16 protein-coding genes are annotated in these 17,505 nt (G+C 63.9%); 13 read left to right on the top strand and 3 right to left on the bottom strand.

Going from position 1 to position 17,505, the window contains the following annotated elements; translation table 11 throughout:
- Positions 1-690: 690 nt before the first annotated feature.
- Positions 691-2,640, bottom strand: a complete 1,950-nt coding sequence (gene htpG / locus LPW39_RS02090; RefSeq protein WP_230770922.1) for a molecular chaperone HtpG — start codon at positions 2,638-2,640, stop codon at positions 691-693.
- A 437-nt stretch (positions 2,641-3,077) separates the two neighbouring features.
- Between htpG and LPW39_RS02085 the strand changes: the two genes are divergently transcribed.
- From LPW39_RS02085 to LPW39_RS02050, 8 genes are all read left to right on the top strand, one after another.
- On the top strand, positions 3,078-5,198 hold the full coding sequence (locus LPW39_RS02085) for an MSCRAMM family adhesin SdrC (RefSeq protein ID WP_230770920.1): 2,121 nt from the start codon (positions 3,078-3,080) through the stop codon (positions 5,196-5,198).
- Between the two features lie 97 nt (positions 5,199-5,295).
- Positions 5,296-5,916: a hypothetical protein gene (locus tag LPW39_RS02080; protein ID WP_230770918.1), complete on the top strand. Its 621-nt coding sequence runs from the start codon at positions 5,296-5,298 to the stop codon at positions 5,914-5,916.
- Positions 5,916-6,587 carry a hypothetical protein gene (locus tag LPW39_RS02075; RefSeq protein WP_230770916.1) on the top strand — a complete coding sequence of 224 codons (672 nt, stop codon included), beginning with the start codon at positions 5,916-5,918 and terminating at the stop codon, positions 6,585-6,587. The genes LPW39_RS02080 and LPW39_RS02075 overlap by 1 nt, the downstream gene beginning before the upstream one ends.
- Positions 6,588-6,599: 12 nt before the next feature.
- Positions 6,600-7,091, top strand: coding sequence for a hypothetical protein (locus tag LPW39_RS02070; protein ID WP_230770915.1), 492 nt, complete (start codon positions 6,600-6,602; stop codon positions 7,089-7,091).
- Positions 7,088-7,903: a fimbrial biogenesis chaperone gene (locus LPW39_RS02065; protein ID WP_230770913.1), complete on the top strand. Its 816-nt coding sequence runs from the start codon at positions 7,088-7,090 to the stop codon at positions 7,901-7,903. Before LPW39_RS02070 ends, LPW39_RS02065 begins: the two co-directional genes overlap by 4 nt.
- A complete protein-coding gene (locus LPW39_RS02060; protein ID WP_230770911.1) occupies positions 7,900-8,565 on the top strand; it encodes a hypothetical protein in 666 nt (221 codons plus the stop codon). The genes LPW39_RS02065 and LPW39_RS02060 overlap by 4 nt, the downstream gene beginning before the upstream one ends.
- A gap of 80 nt (positions 8,566-8,645) precedes the next feature.
- Positions 8,646-9,950: an amidase gene (locus tag LPW39_RS02055; RefSeq protein ID WP_230770909.1), complete on the top strand. Its 1,305-nt coding sequence runs from the start codon at positions 8,646-8,648 to the stop codon at positions 9,948-9,950.
- Between the two features lie 9 nt (positions 9,951-9,959).
- Positions 9,960-10,418: a hypothetical protein gene (locus LPW39_RS02050; protein ID WP_230770907.1), complete on the top strand. Its 459-nt coding sequence runs from the start codon at positions 9,960-9,962 to the stop codon at positions 10,416-10,418.
- A gap of 74 nt (positions 10,419-10,492) precedes the next feature.
- On the opposite strand, the gene LPW39_RS02045 is transcribed toward LPW39_RS02050, so the two are convergent.
- Positions 10,493-12,052, bottom strand: coding sequence for a pseudouridine synthase (locus tag LPW39_RS02045; protein WP_230770905.1), 1,560 nt, complete (start codon positions 12,050-12,052; stop codon positions 10,493-10,495).
- A 333-nt stretch (positions 12,053-12,385) separates the two neighbouring features.
- Between LPW39_RS02045 and LPW39_RS02040 the strand changes: the two genes are divergently transcribed.
- The gene (locus tag LPW39_RS02040) at positions 12,386-12,613 is read left to right on the top strand and encodes a hypothetical protein (protein ID WP_230770903.1); all 228 of its coding nucleotides are present in this window, start codon (positions 12,386-12,388) and stop codon (positions 12,611-12,613) included.
- A gap of 3 nt (positions 12,614-12,616) precedes the next feature.
- Here LPW39_RS02040 and LPW39_RS02035 read toward each other — a convergent pair whose 3' ends face one another.
- Positions 12,617-13,357 carry a Crp/Fnr family transcriptional regulator gene (locus LPW39_RS02035; RefSeq protein WP_021028675.1) on the bottom strand — a complete coding sequence of 247 codons (741 nt, stop codon included), beginning with the start codon at positions 13,355-13,357 and terminating at the stop codon, positions 12,617-12,619.
- Positions 13,358-13,491: 134 nt separating this feature from the next.
- On the opposite strand from LPW39_RS02035, the gene LPW39_RS02030 reads away from it, so the two are divergent.
- From LPW39_RS02030 to LPW39_RS02015, 4 genes are all read left to right on the top strand, one after another.
- Positions 13,492-14,037, top strand: coding sequence for a DUF4822 domain-containing protein (locus LPW39_RS02030; protein ID WP_230770902.1), 546 nt, complete (start codon positions 13,492-13,494; stop codon positions 14,035-14,037).
- A gap of 75 nt (positions 14,038-14,112) precedes the next feature.
- On the top strand, positions 14,113-14,367 hold the full coding sequence (locus tag LPW39_RS02025) for an acyl-CoA-binding protein (protein ID WP_021028674.1): 255 nt from the start codon (positions 14,113-14,115) through the stop codon (positions 14,365-14,367).
- A gap of 375 nt (positions 14,368-14,742) precedes the next feature.
- A complete protein-coding gene (locus LPW39_RS02020; RefSeq protein ID WP_230770900.1) occupies positions 14,743-16,689 on the top strand; it encodes an AMP-dependent synthetase/ligase in 1,947 nt (648 codons plus the stop codon).
- Positions 16,690-16,714: 25 nt separating this feature from the next.
- Positions 16,715-17,497, top strand: a complete 783-nt coding sequence (locus LPW39_RS02015; RefSeq protein WP_133855165.1) for an ABC transporter ATP-binding protein — start codon at positions 16,715-16,717, stop codon at positions 17,495-17,497.
- Positions 17,498-17,505: the final 8 nt, after the last annotated feature.

Below are 17,505 nucleotides of genomic sequence, written 5' to 3'. Positions count from 1 at the left end.
ATATATCCAATAAACTTTTATTTAAATTATTAGATATATATCAATGATTCGCATAAACAATGAATAAGCATTCATAGCCTTTGCAAACCATCGATGGATGCAGCAGGGATCGGCAAGCCACCCCGTGATGACCACCCTCTTCATCCCTTGTTACATCAGGCTCTAGCGGCAAGCGCCGGCGCTGCTCTAACGAAAATGCAACGAGTGCATCTGGGCCGGGCCTGAATCACAGCAATATGTTGATTTATATGGAAAATAATATAAAAAGGCTGAAGAGGTTCTGCATGGCCGTCACACCATGCACCCATCCAGGAATAAACGCGTGGTGTGCTTGCGACCGCAACCTGGTTACACGGGCGGGCCGCATCTTCAGGCAAGAAAAAGGCTCAGCGCGCGCGTGGATCTCAAGAAAAAAACGATGCTCGGCGACTTTCGCTGGCCGCAAGAGTCTCCGGCAGGGCTGTAGTCTTACTCCTACAATCTAATTGTTAACAAATATTAACGGGGTTTTTCTCAGGTATTTTAGATCAATGCCATCGGCAAGTAAGCGCTTCCATCAGGGTTATATGCCGCCACCGATCGGAGAAAAGCAATTTCCAGATCCGGCGGAATTGAATGAAGACATTCAAAATAAAAATCCCCGCAGGTCATTAACCCTGCGGGGATTTTGTGCGTCAATGATTTGCGGTTTTAGGCCAGCAGCGCATTCACCCGTTTCACATAGGCGGCGGGATCATCCGGCAGACCACCCTCGGCCAGCACGGCCTGGTCAAACAGGATCTGGGCCAAGTCATGGAAGTGCACCGACCCGTCCAGCTTCTTGACCAGCGGGTGCTCGGGATTGACCTCCAGCACCGGTTTGGACTCTGGCGCAGCCTGGCCGGCCTGCTTGAGCAAGCGGGCCAACTGCAGGCTCATGCCGCTGTCGGAGACCACCAGGCAGGCGGGCGAATCCACCAGGCGGCTGGTCGCACGCACATCTTCGGCCCGGTCCTTGAGCGCTTCCTTGAGCTGGGCCAGCACGGGCTTGAAGGCTTCCGCAGCTTCCTCCGCGGCCTTCTTCTCTTCCTCGTTCTGCAGCTTGCCCAGATCGACAGCGCCCTTGGCCACCGATTGCAGCGGCGTGCCATCGAAGTCCTGGAGGAAGTTCAGTGCCCACTCGTCGACCCGGTCGGTCATCAGCAGCACCTCGATGCCCTTTTTCTTGAACACTTCCAGCTGAGGACTGCTCTTGGCGGCGGCCAGGGTGTCGGCGGTGATGTAGTAGATGGCTTCCTGGCCCTCTTTCATGCGCGCCTTGTAGTCGGCAAACGAGGTGTTCAGGCCCTCGTGCGTGGTCGATGCAAAGCGCAGCAGCTTGGCGATGCGGTCCTTGTTGCCAAAGTCCTCACCCAGGCCTTCCTTGAGCACGGCACCAAACTCGCTGTAGAAGCGGCTGTACTTGCCTTCCTTGGCCTTGTCGTCTTCGCTCACCACATCCACCACGCCGTCGCTGCCTTCGGCGGCGGTCTGGGGCTTGTCGTGGCGCGCCAGGTCTTCGAGCATCGACAGAACCCGCTTGACCGAGCCATCACGGATCAGGCGCACATCGCGGCTTTCCTGCAGCAGCTCACGGCTCACATTCAGCGGCAGGTCCGCCGAGTCGATCACACCTTTGACAAAGCGCAGGTACTGCGGCATCAGCGCCTGGGCATCGTCCATGATGAAGACGCGCTTGACGTAGAGCTTGATGCCCGCATGCTTGCCCTGCTGGTACAGGTCAAACGGTGCCTTGGCGGGGATGTAGAGCAGCTGCGTGTACTCGGTATTGCCTTCGACGCGGTTGTGGCTCCAGGTCAGCGGGTCTTCGTAGTCGTGGCTGATGGCCTTGTAGAAGTCCTGGTACTGCTCGGGGCTGATGTCTTTCTTGGCGCGGGTCCACAGCGCGCTGGCCTTGTTCACGGTTTCCCACTCGCCGGTTTTTACCATCTCGCCGGGCTGCTCGTTCTCGCCCTCTTTCCACTCTTCCTTTTCCATCAGGATGGGCAGGCTGATGTGGTCGGAGTATTTGGCGATCACTTCCTTGAGCTTGTAGCCGTTCAAGAAGTCCTGCGCATCGTCGCGCAGGTGCAAGATGATGCTGGTGCCGCGCTGGGCACGCTCGATCTGCTCGACCTCGAAGTCGCCCATGCCGCCGCTGGTCCAGCGCACGCCTTCCGAAGCCTCGGCACCGGCACGGCGCGACTCGACGGTGATCTTGTCGGCCACGATAAAGCCGGAGTAAAAGCCCACGCCGAACTGGCCGATCAGCTGCGAATCGGCCTTCTGGTCGCCGCTGAGCTTGTCCATGAAGGCCTTGGTGCCGCTCTTGGCAATCGTGCCCAGGTTGTCGATGGCCTCTTGCGTGGTCATGCCAATACCGGTGTCGGTGATGGTCAGGGTCTTGGCTTTGTCGTCATAGGACACGCGCACTTCCAGATCGGGCTGGTCGCCGTACAGACCGCTGTCATTGAGTGCTTCAAAGCGCAGTTTGTCGCATGCATCAGACGCATTGGAGATCAGCTCGCGCAAGAAGATTTCTTGGTTCGAATACAGCGAATGCGTCACCAAGTGGAGCAGTTGGGCCACTTCGGCCTGGAAGGAATGGGTTTTTTTGGTCATGGGAGCTCAGTCTTCATCAACACAGATTAAGGGTCTATATGGGTGCGGGCCGTGCCGCTTCAAGGTATACCGTCATTTTAGAAATTGCTTATACAACCAATCTATATCAAAGATAGATTTATGACATGGCACGCTCATAAATGATCATGATTGACCGCAGGATTAAGCTTCAAGGTTCTTTACACAAGGCGCCATTCCACTTTGTCATCTCCTCTGACACACTTAACGTTATGTATCAAATATTGACATTTGATTGGTGGCAGCCGCGCAAAATAAATCCAACGCTAGTTAACCCCTAATTACAAATGCATGTTGTTGAGCGGCGACCCTTGTACAGCGGCACTGGTTTTTTCCAGGCGTTTACGGGGCGTGCCGCTGGCGGGGTGCTGGTGCTGGTGCTTGGTGGGCATGCGGCACTAGCGCAGGTGCAGAGCGATATGTCAGTCAGCGCCCGGGTGGAGTCACTGGACGCTGCCCAGGCTGAGCAGGCCCGGCTGCGCGCCGCCATCGAGGCGGCGCCCGCCGCCTATGAGGACAACTTCATGAGCGCCGATGAACTGACGGCCTTGCGGGCCGGTGAAGCCGAAGAAGTCGACCCCAGCACCTTGCCGCTGGGACTGCGCAGCTGGGCGCTGGAGAGCCGCCTGGGCATCGCGCAGTCTGACCGTGGCCAGCTGGCCAGCCAAAGCGGCACCGAGCTGGGCCAGCGCATCCAGTACCGCCAGCAAACCCTGAACTATGGCGAGTGGCTGCTGCAGGCCGATGTGCGCAGCATGCATGGCGGGCAAGACGCTTTCAATGGCATCGGCGCACTGGGCTATGCCCGCCAATCCAACAGCCAGCGCATCACCGTGCAGAACCTGGCCATGCCCCTGACACCGGGCATCCGCATGGACACCACCATCGGTGACGGCTACAGCGAGCTGACCCGGGGCCTGGGCCAGAACTACCGCCTGATGCTGGGCACCAGCACCGTGCGAGGCCTGTCCACCCGCCTCTATGGCGCGGACTTTGACATCAGCGCAGGCATGGGCCAGAGAGGCGATCTGCTGGGCGGCCCCTACCCCGGATTCGAGAAAAGCCAGGGCACGGTCGCCTGGGTGGGCGCCACCCAGCGCCTGGGTGGTGCCTGGTATGCCGCAGGCCAGCTGAACCAGGCCCACAACGTTGCGGCAGTGGACTATGGCCTGTGGAGCGACCAGGACAGCGGCAGCAAGCGGGTCAGCAGCTGGGCCGCAGCGCTGGGCTATGGCTCCCCTACGCAGCAGGATGGCGCACTGCGCGGCCGTCTGACCGCGTTGGGCAGCACCGTCCGCAGCGATTCGCTGCAAACCCCCTCTGGCAGCGCGCAAGGCCTCTACCTGGAGGCAGATACCAAGCGGGGCCGCTACCGCCATACCTGGGGCGCCTATGTGACCAGGCCGAACCTGCATTTTGGTGACTACCTGCTGCCCTCGGGTACCCAGGGGGCTTACTGGCGCATGGACCACAGCACCAGCCGCATGAGCTGGGGCACCGGAGTGGATGTGGAGCGCATGCGCGCCAGCAGCTGGCCGGCCCAGCAAGGCCAGACCCGCGTAGGGCTGAGCGGCAACCTGCACTACCAGATGGACCGCCGAAGCGCGCTGGGCGGCAACCTCAACCTGTACCAGACGCGCTATGCGGGCCACGGCCAGGGCGGTGGCCTAGAGGGCAGGATGCGCAGCCTCTACGCCTATGGCTACTACCAGACCCGCTTTGGCGAGCTGCCGCGCTCGCGCTTCAGCCTGAGCCTGCGCAGCAATGAGCAGATTGTGCTGGGCGACGGCACCGCCACCGGGCGCGAGCTGCAGTGGGAGCAGGACTGGATCAGCGCCCAGCGCGAGACCATGCGCTCTGAGTTGGTCACCACCCTGGGCTGGGCCGATGACCGCAGCAACGGCACCCACCAGCGTTACCCCACCGCTGGTGTGCAAGGCCGCTACTGGGCCAGCAACACGCTGAGCTTCTCCGGCAACCTGCGCTACACCTCGCAAAGCGGTGGGCTCTCTACCAGCCGGGGCCTGTCAGGCAATCTGCTGGCCGAAAAGCAGTGGGGAAATGGCTGGAGCATGGGCATGGGCGTGCTGCTCAACCAGGCGCGCCTGGCCACCAACCAGGTGCTCAGCTGGACCAGCCCGCAGGTCTACCGGAGCAACGACAAGACCGCCTATGTCTATCTGCGCTGGGAAGGCGGAACCGGCCGGCCCTTTGCTGTCGTTGGCGGCATGCCCGGCAATGGCAGCGGCAGTGTCGCCGGCCGCGTGTTCTATGACGCGAACAAGGATGGCCGCATCCAGGCCGATGAGGCCGGAGCGCAAGGCATCGAGGTGGTGCTCGACGGGCGTTACCGCAGCACCACCGATGCCGACGGGCGCTTCTATTTTCCGATGGTCGGCGTAGGCCGCCATCAGCTCAGCATCACGCTCGACAGCGTGCCCCTGCCCTGGGGCGCTGCCGACGGCACGGTACTGAGCGTTGATGTTCCGTTGCGTGGCGAAGCCAACGCCGAGATCCCTATCACCAAGGTGGAGGACTAGCCATGCAGCAGAACCCAGGCCCCAGCCTGCGCACCCCGTGCATGTTGTGGGGCGAACCTCGGCGCTCAGGCGCTTGCTCTGTTGAAAGACTCAAACCATGAAACACCCAAAATTGAAAGCATTGGCGCTGGGATCTGCCCTGGCGCTGGCCTACGCCGGCCATGCCCTGGCGGAGAGCCAATACGGTTTCTCCTCGGCCGGCACCGGCACGGTGACCGCCACCGCCAAGGTCAACCTGAGCGTGGTCATCCCCAAGCTGATCCTGCTCAAGGTGGGCTCCAGCAATGCGCTTCAGGACACCGTCACCTGGACCGCAGCGCTGACCATCCCGCCCACCCCCGGCACCACGCCCACGGCCACGGCCAACAACGTTCAGGTGCCCTGGGATGGGACCGCGCCCACCGTGGCGGTCACTCCCGCAGGCAATGTGCTGGCGGTGTCTGCCTGGACCAACGCCGGCACCGCCAACATCAATTGCGCCGTGGGTGCATGGAGCCCCGCTACCGGAGGCCCACCCAACGCCAACTTCACCGTCGTGTCCGCAGGCGCCACACCAGTGCCCCATCCCGGAGCCAACCTGGGCGCCTGCGCATCCACCACGCTCACCCCCAACACCTTGTTGAGTGGCACCTGGACCTATGCGCTGACCGGCACGGCCACCGCATGGAGCGCCGGCACCTACACCGGCTCGGTCACCTACACGGCCACAGGCGTCTGATGCCCCAGCGCGACGCAACCACCGCCGCGCGTGCTGTCCTGCAGGCAGCATGCGCACCGCTGAGTGCGGGGCTGGTGCTGCTCGCCTGCGGCACCATGGGCCCCGCCAACGCTGTCATCATCACGGTCAACGACAGCGCAGCCACCACCAACTATGCGCTGTCGCTGCAGGTGGGGTCGGCCTCCGGGACGGATACCGTGCAGTTCAATGTCTCGGGCAACAATGCCGGACTCACACCTACGGCAGTGACCGGATCGCCGGCCATCGATATCTCGGTCACACCAGTGCGCCCTTTCGTGGCTTCGGAAGTTGCCCGGCCGGTCACCTTGCGCGTGGATTCCAGCGCCGGACTGGTCTGCCAAAGTGGCCCTTGCGGCACTACCGTCATCCCGTTCAGCAAGATCAGCTGGACAGTCAGCAACAGCAGCGGCTCGGCGGCCGGCGATATCCAGAGCGGCCAGTTCACAGGCGCCACCAACCAGCAGCTGGCCAGCTTCAATGCCAATGCCAGCTTCTGCTCAATACCCATCATCGTCCTTTGTCTGGGCACCTGGACCTACCAGTCTCGGAACCTGAATGCCACACGCATGACATTCAGCTATGCGAACGACACGTTCTACCCGGCAGGTACCTACCGGGGCACGGTGTATTTCACCGCATCCATGGAATAAGGAGACGGGTCCATGCCCAGCTTTCGCCTTTACTGTGGTGCTGCTCTATTGGCCATGGCCGGCGCCTGCGGCCAAGGCGCCCATGCCCAGGCCACCCGGCTGGACGACTCCAGCTCCCCACGTCCCCAGATCAACTCGGATTTTCGCAATGCGCAGATGCTGGACCCGCACACCATCAGCCTGCCTTTCGGGCATGTGGAATACCGCCTGGCCACCGCCCCCTATATGGGCAGGCAGGCACGCATTTACTACGTCATCCCCCTGGCGGTAGCCGGCCTGCGCTCGCCCATGGGCATGCAGGTGCAGTGGCGCAGCGGCGGCCTGTTCCAGGGCGGCATGGGCCGGCCCGGCGACCGTGTGCTGGTCTGGAGCGGCGTGGTGCGCGCGCCCTGGATCACCGAGAGTTTTGACCTGCAGCTGCGCCTGGACCAGCGCCAGTTGCAGATGGGCCAGGGCGGCAGCCTGCGCTTTGAATCCTATTTTGAAATAGAGACCCAGCCATGACCCTTTTCCGCTTCTTCCGCCACCCGCTGTCCCTGGCCTTGTCCCTGGCCGCCTGCCTGGCCCAGGCCGCCCCGTTCGAGATGGCGATATCCCCCTCGCGCTTTGAGCTGAGCGCCAAAAACGGCGAGCGCATTGGCCAGTCCATCGATCTGCACAACCTGGGCTCGGCCGCCACCGCCTTGGCGGTACGCACCCTGGACTGGAGCTACTCGGCCGAGGGCCATATCAGCTACCACGACGAGCTGCTGCCCGGCAGCTGCCGCCCCTGGGTGGCGCTGGAGCGCCGCAGCGTCAAGATACCGGCGCAGACCAAGCAGGCCTTCCGCTTCCAGATCACACCTCCGGCCGATGCGCCGCGTGGCGAATGCCGCTTCATGATCGCCATTGAAGGGGTGGAGCCGGCCCAGCAGACCATCATCCAGAGCGGGGGCGCCAGCCTGAGCCTGCCAGTGACCGGCCGCATTGCCGTGGCTGTCTATGTGATGCTGGGTGGCGCCGAGCCCAAGCTCGAAGTCCAGCAGATCGGCATGCGCGAGATGGCCGGCAAGCGCAGCCCCTCCATCACCGTGCGCAACAGCGGCGATGCCCATGGCCGCCTCGAAGGCACGGTGGACGCCAAGGATGCCAAAGGCCGCGACTTCACGCTGGCGGTGGAAGGCACACCCATCATGCCGGGCCAGACCCGCCACCTGGCCCTGGTCCCCAAGGGCGAAGATGGCCAGCCCGCCATCCAGCCCAGCTACCCCATCAAGGCCAGTGGCCTGCTGGACTGGGACAAGGGCAGCTTCAAGCTGAATGCGGATTTCCAATGAGCACGCAGCGCTGCCCACTGATCATCATGCGCCAGGTGCTGCTGCCGGTGGCGCTGACGGCGCTGGGTGCCGTTGCGCAAGCGGGCAGTGCCAGCTCCGGCACCGGCAACCTGCCGCGCACCACCCCGGCAGTGGCGCTGAACTTTGCCATCCAGATCGACAAGTATGTGTTTTTCCGCATCGGCAATGGCGCCTGGCCCACACCGGGCGGCACCACTTCACTGGTGGGCTTTAGTTTGAGCCCGACGATACCGGCGGTACCCACCACGCCTGCCAACGGCAACAACACCGCCGTCAACTGGAACGGCACAGCGCCCCCATTCGCCGTCACCGCCAGCGGCAACGTGCTACCTGTGGAGGTGCGCAGCAATGGCGGCCAGGTCAGCGTGTTTGCCACCGTCACCACGGCGCTGACCAGCGGCAGCAACACCCTACCGATGAACGTGATCAGCGCGACCAGCAGCGACTCGGCGCTGCCGGCGCCCACCATTCCGGCCACCGGCACTGGCACCAGCGTGAACGTCACCGGGGGTGGCACTGGCACGGTCAACAGCCTGGTCACCATCCGCACGGCCAACTGGACCTTCGCCTACGACAACAGCGTCAGCCGTACCGCCGGCAATTACAGCGGGCAGTTGAGCTTTACCGCGTCCGTGCCTTGAGGTGGAGCCTGCAGCAGCCTCAGCAGCCCCTGGTAATTGGTTACGATGGCAATCCCATCAGATTTTTGAATGATTCCGCCATGCCCACCAGCGCCGAACGCCTTGCCCAGAGCCTGCAGACCCTGAACTCGCTGGGCGACGAGGCGCAGCGCATCTTCACCCAGCTCTACCCAGAAGCCGCCCAAGAGGCCGCGCAGGCCGCAGACCAGCGCGCAGCGCGCGGCCTGTCGCTGGGCCCGCTGGACGGCAAGCTCGTGTCCATCAAGGACCTGCTCGATGTGGCAGGCCAGGTGACCACCGCCGGCGCGAAAATGCGCCGCCACAGCGCCCCGGCCACACACGATGCGCCAGTGGTACAACGCCTGCGCGCTGCCGGCGCGGTGATCGTCGGCAAGACGAATATGACGGAGTTCGCGTTCTCGGGCGTGGGCATCAACCCCCATTTCGGCACCCCGGGCAATGCCGCCGATGTGCTGCACATCCCCGGCGGCTCCTCGTCGGGTGCCGGGGTCAGCGTCGGCCGGGGCCTGGTCGATATCGCCATTGGCTCGGACACCGGCGGCTCGGTGCGCATCCCCGCCGCCTTCAATGGCGTCACCGGCTTCAAGCCCACGCAGGCGCGGGTCTCGCGCGACGGGGCTTTTCCGCTGTCCTACACCCTCGATGCGCTAGGCCCCTTGGCCCGCAGCGTGGCCGATTGCGCGGCCGCCGATGCCATCATGGCCGGCACCATCCCCCAAGCCCTGCCCCCGCGCAGCCTGCAAGGCCTGCGCATTGGCCTGCCCCAGGGCCTGCCCTGGACCGATTGCAGCGCCGAGGTGCTGGCCCAGACCGAGCAGGCCATCGCCAGCTTGCAGGCCCAAGGCGCCAGCATCCGCAAGCTGGCCTGGCAGGATTTGATGGCCGCCCCCGCGCAGCTGCAAAGCGAGGGCACCTTGATTGCGGCCGAGGCTGCCACCATCCACCAGCAGGCGCTGGTGGATACGCGCGATGCCTTTGACCCGCGCGTGCTCTCGCGCATGGACAAGGGCCGCGCCTTGACGGCGCCCTACTACATCCAGCTGCTGCAACAGCGCCAGCAATGGATCGCCAGGATGGATGCCGCCATGCAGGAGGTGGACCTGCTGCTGCTGCCCACCATCGCCATCACCGCGCCAGCCATTGCGCCGCTGCTGGAAGACGACAGCGCCTTCTTCGCCGCCAATGCGCTGATTCTGCGCAACACCTCGATCTTCAATTTCTACGACCTGCCCGCCATCTCGCTGCCATTGCCGCGCGTGGCCGGTAGCCTGCCGGTGGGGCTGATGCTGGTGGGCGCGCGCATGCAGGATGCCAACTTGCTGGCCCTGGCCGCTGCTGCCGAGCAAGCGCTGGCCCAGGCATAAGGAGGCCCCATGGGACGCGCAAGCCTGCAATGGACCGACGAGATGCTGGCCGCCTTGGGGACCGACAAGGATGCGGTGCTGGCCGAGCGCTGGGGCACCAGCGCCAAGACCGTGAACCTCAAGCGCAACAGCCTGGGGATTGCCGCCTTTGGCCATGTGGAATGGACGCCGGAGATGCTGGCCGCGCTGGGCCAGGAGAGCGATGCCAGCCTGGCCACGCAATGGGGCATCAGCAAGGCCAGCGTGGTGGCCAAGCGCGGGGCGCTGGGCATAGCACCGCAGGACAGCAGCCGGGGCAAACAAAGCCAGCACAGCTGGCAACCTAACGAGGTGATGCTGCTGGGCACCGCATCCGATGCCGATGTGGCCGCGCAGTTGGGCCTGAGCCTGGCGGCGGTGCGCAATGCGCGCATGGCCCGCGGCATTGCAGCGGCCCGCCCGCAGAAACCGCCTATCGCCAAAAACTAAGCCCTCCCAGACCCGTCAGGCCGGAGAGGGCTTTCAAGCCACCGCCCTCGTAACGAGAACGGCTGAGCGTCAGCTTAGAACTGCTCGTTCTCGCCCAGGTAGCGCCACTGCCCCACTGGCAGATTGCCCAGCACCACCTTGCCGATGCGGATGCGCTTCAAGCCCACCACAAACAGGCCCACGGCCTCGCACATGCGGCGGATCTGGCGCTTCTTGCCTTCGCGCAGCACAAAGCGCAGCTGCTCAGGGTTTTGCCATTCCACGCCCGCCGGCAGCAGGGCTTCACCATCAAGGGACAGGCCGTGGCGCAGCAGCGCCAGCTTGTCTTCGGGGAAGTGCTGCTGCACATCCTGCTCGACGGCACCATAAGTCACACGCACCAGGTATTCCTTCTCAACCTCGGAATCCTCGCCAATGATGTGCTTGGCAATGCGGCCGTCCTGGGTCATCACCAACAGGCCGACCGAATCGATATCCAGACGGCCGCAAGGCGCCAGGCCCTTGAGCTGGCTGAAGTTGAAACGCGTCTTGCTGTGGTCCTCGCGCCAGTGGTTGGACGGGTTGACCAGCACCACCGCTGGCTCATGGCCGTCTTCGGCCTGGCCGCTGACATAGCCCATGGGCTTGTTGATCAGAATCGTCACCTGCTGGGCCTGCAGATCCTGCGCCTCGCGCCGGATCTCGATCTTGTCGGTCAGCTCGACGAGCTGGCCCATCGTCGCGACTTCGCCGTTGACCAGCACCCAGCCGTTCTCGATCCAGGCATCGCCCTCGCGGCGCGAGCACAGGCCCAGGTCGGACATGCGCTTGTTCACGCGCACCTGGCCTTCGGCCTTCAGCTGCTCATTCTGGGCCTGGGCCTTGGCGGTCTGCATTGTGCGCTGGGGCGCATCGGCGCGCCAGACGTTGGACGGCATCTCGCGGCGCGGGGCATCCCGGCGCGGTGGGCCGTCCCGGCGTGGTGCTTCGTCGCGTGGACGCTCCGAGCGGAAGCCATCCTGGCGTGGGCCGGCGCCAAAGGAGCGGGGGCCGCCCTCGCGGGGGCCGTCCGAGCGGGGGCCAAAGCCACGTGGGCCCTCGTTGCGACGGTCATCCTGGCGGGGGCCTGCGGGGCGGCGGCTATCCTGGCGCGGATCGCGCGATCCGGCACCTACCGAGACAAAGTCACCGCGCCCGGCATAAGGGCGCCCGGCGGAGGGGCGACCTGCATCGGAGCGACCTGCGTAAGGGCGTGCATCGTCACGGCGGCCACCATCAGCGCGGTCGCCAAAACGGCGCTCCTGGCCATAGCCACCATCAAGTGCCTCGCCACGGCCAAAACCGCCGTCGCGGCTGTCGCGGCCGGGCCAGCTATCCCGGCTGCCACGCTCAGCCCGGCCGTCGCGCGCGTCACGACCATCGCGGCTATCACGGCCATCACGACCGCCTCGGTTGTCGCTGAATCGGCTGTCGCCGCCAGCACGGGGCCCTGTAGGGCGTGGGCCACCAGCTGAACGCGGACGGTCCGCACCCGGCCCTCCGTCACGGCCGCGCGCGACGGGAGCGGGCGCGGGTTTGCGGATCAGGGTGAGTTTTTTACGGCCTTCGCCATCGTCGGCGGCAGGCGAATCAGCTGGAGAGCGGGGATTTGACATAGCCCGCTATTGTCGCGTGTCTTGCCATTCCAAGCGGGGCGCACGGCTATGGCAGCTGTGGATAAGCCTGTGCACAAACAAGGGCTGGCGCCCTGCCTTTTTTTCAGCAGCGCTTACAACTTGGCCCCTTACTTACGTCAATCCCCCCCCCGATGGTCATGCGCAGCCTCTTCCCTGCCGCTATCACTGGCCATCACAGCCCGCCAAGCCCCTTCCCATGCGGGCTGGCGCAATATGCATCGGAATGCGTATAGATGTGAGCAGTGCAAACGCCCTTAAAAGCAGCAGTTATTGAGGCGTAGCATGGGCTTATTCATTTTTGAGGAGATAACAATGAAGTCCACCACTACCCAACGTAGCCCGCGCCATGCGCTGTACTGGCTGCCCGCTGCTGCCCTGGTCCTGGGCGTTGCGGCTTTGAGCGGTTGCGACAAGGGCGCCTCCAATGCGCCGATGCCACGCGCTACGCCGGACAACACCACACCCGGCGGCTCGATGCCAGCACCCCCACCTGCAGGGGCAACCCCCGACGCGCCAGCCGCACCGGCCACCAAGCCCTAAAGGCTACAGATCGAAATCCGCCCGTTGGGGCTTGACCAGCCAGCCCTGCCCGCGCAGGGCCTGCAGATCGAGCACCCGCAGGCCGCCGTATTCGATACGGATAAAGCCCTGGTGCTGCAAGGCGGCCAGGGCTTCGTTCACCCGCTGGCGCGACAGGCCCACCAGGTAGGCCAGCTCCTGCTGCGTGATGCGCAGCACATCGCTGACCCCCGGGCAGAGCACCGGGTTGAACAGCGCAGCCAAGGTGCGGGCCACCCGCTCTTCGGGGCGGTTCAAGCGGTCAATCTCGCGGGCGCTGATGAACTGCGCCAGCCGCTCGTTGAGCTGGTGCATCACAAAGCGGTTAAAGCCCAGCGAATGGTCCAGCAGCCAGTGGAAGGCATCCACCGGAATACCGCAGACGGAGCTTTTGCGCAGCGCCTGGATGTCGTAGCGGTAGATCTCGCGCTTGAGGGCGGTGCCCTCGCCAAACCAGCCCGTGCGTGGCAGGCCGGCAAAGGTCATCGTGCGGCCCTCGCTGTCTTCGGCGCTCATCTTGAGCAGGCCCTCGATGACACCAAACCAGTAGGTCACCGGCTTGCCCACGCGGCAGACATACTCGCCCGGCTCGGCCTCGGTCACCATCAGCTGGCGCACGGCATAGTCGCGCTCGGCGGGCTGCAGAACAGGGATCCACGGGATATCGGCCACTTCCGCAGCATGCGGGGCACGGCGGCGTTGGTAGAGAGAGGCATGCGGGCTCATGGCGGCCAAGAATGCACGAGGCCGCACAGGCTGCAAAGGGGGGTGCTACCAGGGTTGGCCCTGCACTTGTCACCTGCGCAGCAAGTAGGCCCTGCGCAACAGGCGGCCCGCTAGACTGGAGCGTTCATCGCTCAATGACTACTGAATTTGCCATGTCCGATCTGAACCGCCCCCACTCCCCCACCTTCGCTGCCCTGGCGCTGGCCGCCGCACTGCTGGTCCCTGGCCATGCGCTTGCCGCCCCTGCCTGCGCTGCAGCATCGCCCGACGCCCAGGTGCTGGCCGGCAAAACCTGGCTCACCACCGCCGTCTACGAAGGCGATGACCGCAGCAGCAACCTGGTGGAGCGCTACCCCGGCGTCGTCGGCATCTCGCTCTGGGATGCCTGCAGCAACCGCTACGAATACTTTGACCCTGCCACCGGCCGCTCGCGCAGCCAGCAAGGCGGCGCCGGCTGGTTCTTCTTTACCGGCGATCGCCAGTACCAGCACACGGTGTCCGACAACGGCACGCAGTTGCGCCGCAAGATGGAGGTGGTCAATACCACCGAATTCACCTACTCGCGCCAGGTCCCCAAGGACATGCGCGAGGGCCAGCCCCTGGTCACCATCCATGTCGTGCACACACCCTACACCGGTGCTTTTCAAGTGCAGCCAAGCGCCGGCATAGGCCGCCCATAGTCCGCCACCAACGCCGGCCGCAGCTACACTGGCAGCCTTGCGCTCCGCCCCTTAACCCAACCCCAAGAGGTCCCCATGTCCGATCTGAACACCGCCTTTGAAGCCGCCAAGGAAGCCGCCCTGAACATGAGCGAGCGCCCCGACAACCAGACGCTGCTGAAGCTCTACGGGCTGTACAAGCAAGGCGCACATGGCGACAACAACGAGCCCAAGCCAGGATTTACCGACTTTGTCGCCTCGGCCAAGTGGAACGCCTGGAACCAGTGCAAGGGCATGGCGCAGGATGATGCCAAGCAGCAGTACATCGACATGATCCAGGAACTGCTCTAAGCATTCCGCGCCTGCAGGGGCTGGGGCCCGCGCCCTCCCACCCTGCATGGCCTTGCCGCCCCTGCGCCCGCAGCAGGGCGGCCCGCCCTCCGAATCCCTGCCCCTCTCGGCATGGCGCATTTGGCTTCGGGCCCCGTCTTCCAATACCGCAGCACCTGCGCGTCTCCCTGCATCCCCACTGCCTGGCGCAGCGCCAAGGCTGCGCCACGCGCACATGCACGGCAAATCGGCAGGCCGCAGGAAAGTACCTACAGCGTTTTCCCGCAGATTGTCGTCATAAAGACAAAACAACGTCAAAGCTGAACCTACATTCGGTTTCAACAGGACGCAAGGCATGGCACTTGTGATCTACAAAAAACGGCATAGGAGACAACCATGTCAACGACATTTCCCAAGCTATTGCTGCAGCACGCTGCCAATCGGCCCGAGGCCGCAGCATTGCGTGAAAAGGAATACGGCATTTGGCAAAGCTACAGCTGGTCCGAGCTGGCCGTGATGGTCGCCAAGATCGCCGCCGGCCTGTCGCAAGCCGGCCTGGCGCGCGGCGAGCACCTGGTGCTGATGGGTGCCAACCGCCCCCGGCTCTACGCCAGCATGCTGGCCGCCCAGTCGATTGGCGCCATCCCTGTGCCGCTGTACCAGGATGCGGTAGCGGCCGAATGCGTGTTCCCGCTGAACAATGCCGAGGTGCGCTTTTGCCTGGTAGAAGACCAGGAGCAGGTCGACAAGCTGCTGGAGCTGCGCGAGCACTGCCCGCAGATCAGCCATGTCTACTACGACGACCCACGGGGCCTGCGCAACTACGAAGAGCCCGGCCTGGCCTCGCTCGACAGCCTGATCGCCAGCGGCGAGACCTTTGTGGCGGCCAACCCCGGCTGGTTCCAGCAGCAGGTCGATGCCACCAAGAACGGCGATGTGGCGGCGATGTTCTTCACCTCCGGCACCACCGGCAACCCCAAGGGCGTGGTGCACACGCATAGCTCCTTGCTGGAGAGCGCTTCGGCCGGCGCCGAGTTTGAAAAGCTCGGCCATGGCGAGGAAGTGCTGGCCTACCTGCCCCCGGCCTGGATCGGCCAGAACATCTTCAGCTACTCGCAATGGCTGGCCTGCGGCTATGTGGTGAACTGCCCCGAGTCCAATGCCACCGTGCAGATCGACCTCAAGGAAGTCGGCCCCACCTACTACTTTGCGCCGCCGCGCGTGTTCGAAGGCATCCTCACCAGCGTGATGATCCGCATGGAAGACGCGGGCCTTCTCAAGCGCAAGATGTTCCACCACTTCATGGCGGTGGCCAAGCGCGTGGGCCCGGCGCTGCGCGATGGCAAGCCGGTGAGCCTGCTCGACAAGATCAGCTACAAGCTGGGCGACCTGATGGTGTTTGGCCCGCTGCGCAACAACATGGGCTTCAGCCGCGTGCGCGTGGCCTATACGGCCGGTGAGGCGATCGGCCCCGATCTGTTCAGCTTCTTCCGCTCGATCGGCATCAACCTCAAGCAGCTCTATGGCTCGACCGAGACCGCCGTGTTCGTCTGCATCCAGCCCGACAACCAGGTGTTTGCCGATACCGTGGGCAACCCGATTCGCGGCGTCGAGATCAAGATGGCCGAGAACGGCGAGATCCTGGTCAAATCGCCCGGCCTGTTGAAGGAGTACTACAAGAACCCCAAGGCGACCGCCGAGGTGCTGAGCGAAGACGGCTGGTACCACACCAGCGATGCCGGCTTCATGGACAAGAGCGGCCAGCTCAAGATCATCGACCGCGTCAAGGACGTGGGCCGCTTGAAGGGCGGCAGCAACGACGGCGCAATGTTTGCGCCCAAGTATGTCGAGAACAAGCTCAAGTTCTTCCCCTTCATCAAGGAGGCCGTGGCCCTGGGTGATGGGCGCGAGAAGGTCTGCGCGATGATCAACATCGACTTCGAGGCCGTGGGCAACTGGGCCGAGCGCCAGAACCTGCCTTACGCCGGCTACACCGACCTGGCGCAGAAGCCGCAGGTCTACACCCTGATCCAGAACTGCGTCGAGAAGGTCAATGCCGACCTGGCCACCGATGCGATGCTGGCCGGCAGCCAGGTGACGCGCTTCCTGGTCCTGCACAAGGAGCTCGATGCCGATGACGGCGAGCTGACCCGTACCAACAAGGTGCGCCGTGGCTTTATCGCCGACAAGTACGGCGTGCTGGTCGATGCGCTCTACGCCGGGCGCAGCGAGCAGTTCATCGAGACCCAGGTGAAGTTCGAAGACGGCCGCACCGGCAGCGTCAGCGCCACCTTGAAGATCGCCGACAGCAAGACCTTCGCACCGCTGAAGTCGGTTGCCTGAGCGCCCAGCCAAGAGAAAGCCACCCATGAGCAAAAAAATCGGTGACGTCATTCTTGACATCAAGAACATCAGCCTGCGCTTTGGCGGCGTCAAGGCGCTGACGGATATCTCCTTCAACGTCAAGGAGCATGAGATCCGCTCCATCATCGGCCCCAACGGCGCCGGCAAGAGCTCCATGCTCAACTGCATCAACGGCGTCTATACGCCTTCGGAAGGCGCCATCAGCTTTCGCGGCCAGACCTTTGCGCACATGAACAGCCGCCAGGTCGCCGAGATGGGCGTGGCCCGCACTTTCCAGAACCTGGCGCTGTTCAAGGGCATGAGCGTGATCGACAACATCATGACCGGCCGCAACCTGAAGATCAAAAGCAACCTGCTGATGCAGGCGCTGCGCCTGGGCCCGGCCCAGCGCGAGGAGATCCAGCAGCGCGAGTTTGTCGAGCACATCATCGACTTTCTGGAGATCCAGGCCTTCCGCAAGACACCCGTGGGCCAGCTGCCCTACGGCCTGCAAAAGCGGGTCGACCTGGGCCGCGCGCTGGCGATGGAGCCCAAGGTGCTGCTGCTCGACGAGCCCATGGCCGGCATGAACGTCGAGGAAAAGCAGGACATGTGCCGCTTCATCCTCGATGTGAACGACGAGTTCGGCACCACCATCGTGCTGATCGAGCACGACATGGGCGTGGTGATGGACATCTCCGACCGCGTGGTGGTGCTGGATTACGGCAAGAAGATCGGTGATGGCACGCCCGAAGAAGTCCGCAATAACGAAGATGTGATCCGCGCCTATCTGGGCGCAGGCCACTGAGCACAGAC

The organism is Comamonas koreensis (assembly GCF_021026195.1).
GTDB classification, from domain to species: domain Bacteria; phylum Pseudomonadota; class Gammaproteobacteria; order Burkholderiales; family Burkholderiaceae_C; genus Comamonas; species Comamonas koreensis.
Note: the sequence above shows the minus strand (reverse complement) of the source record. Positions and strands in the feature narration are given on the sequence as shown.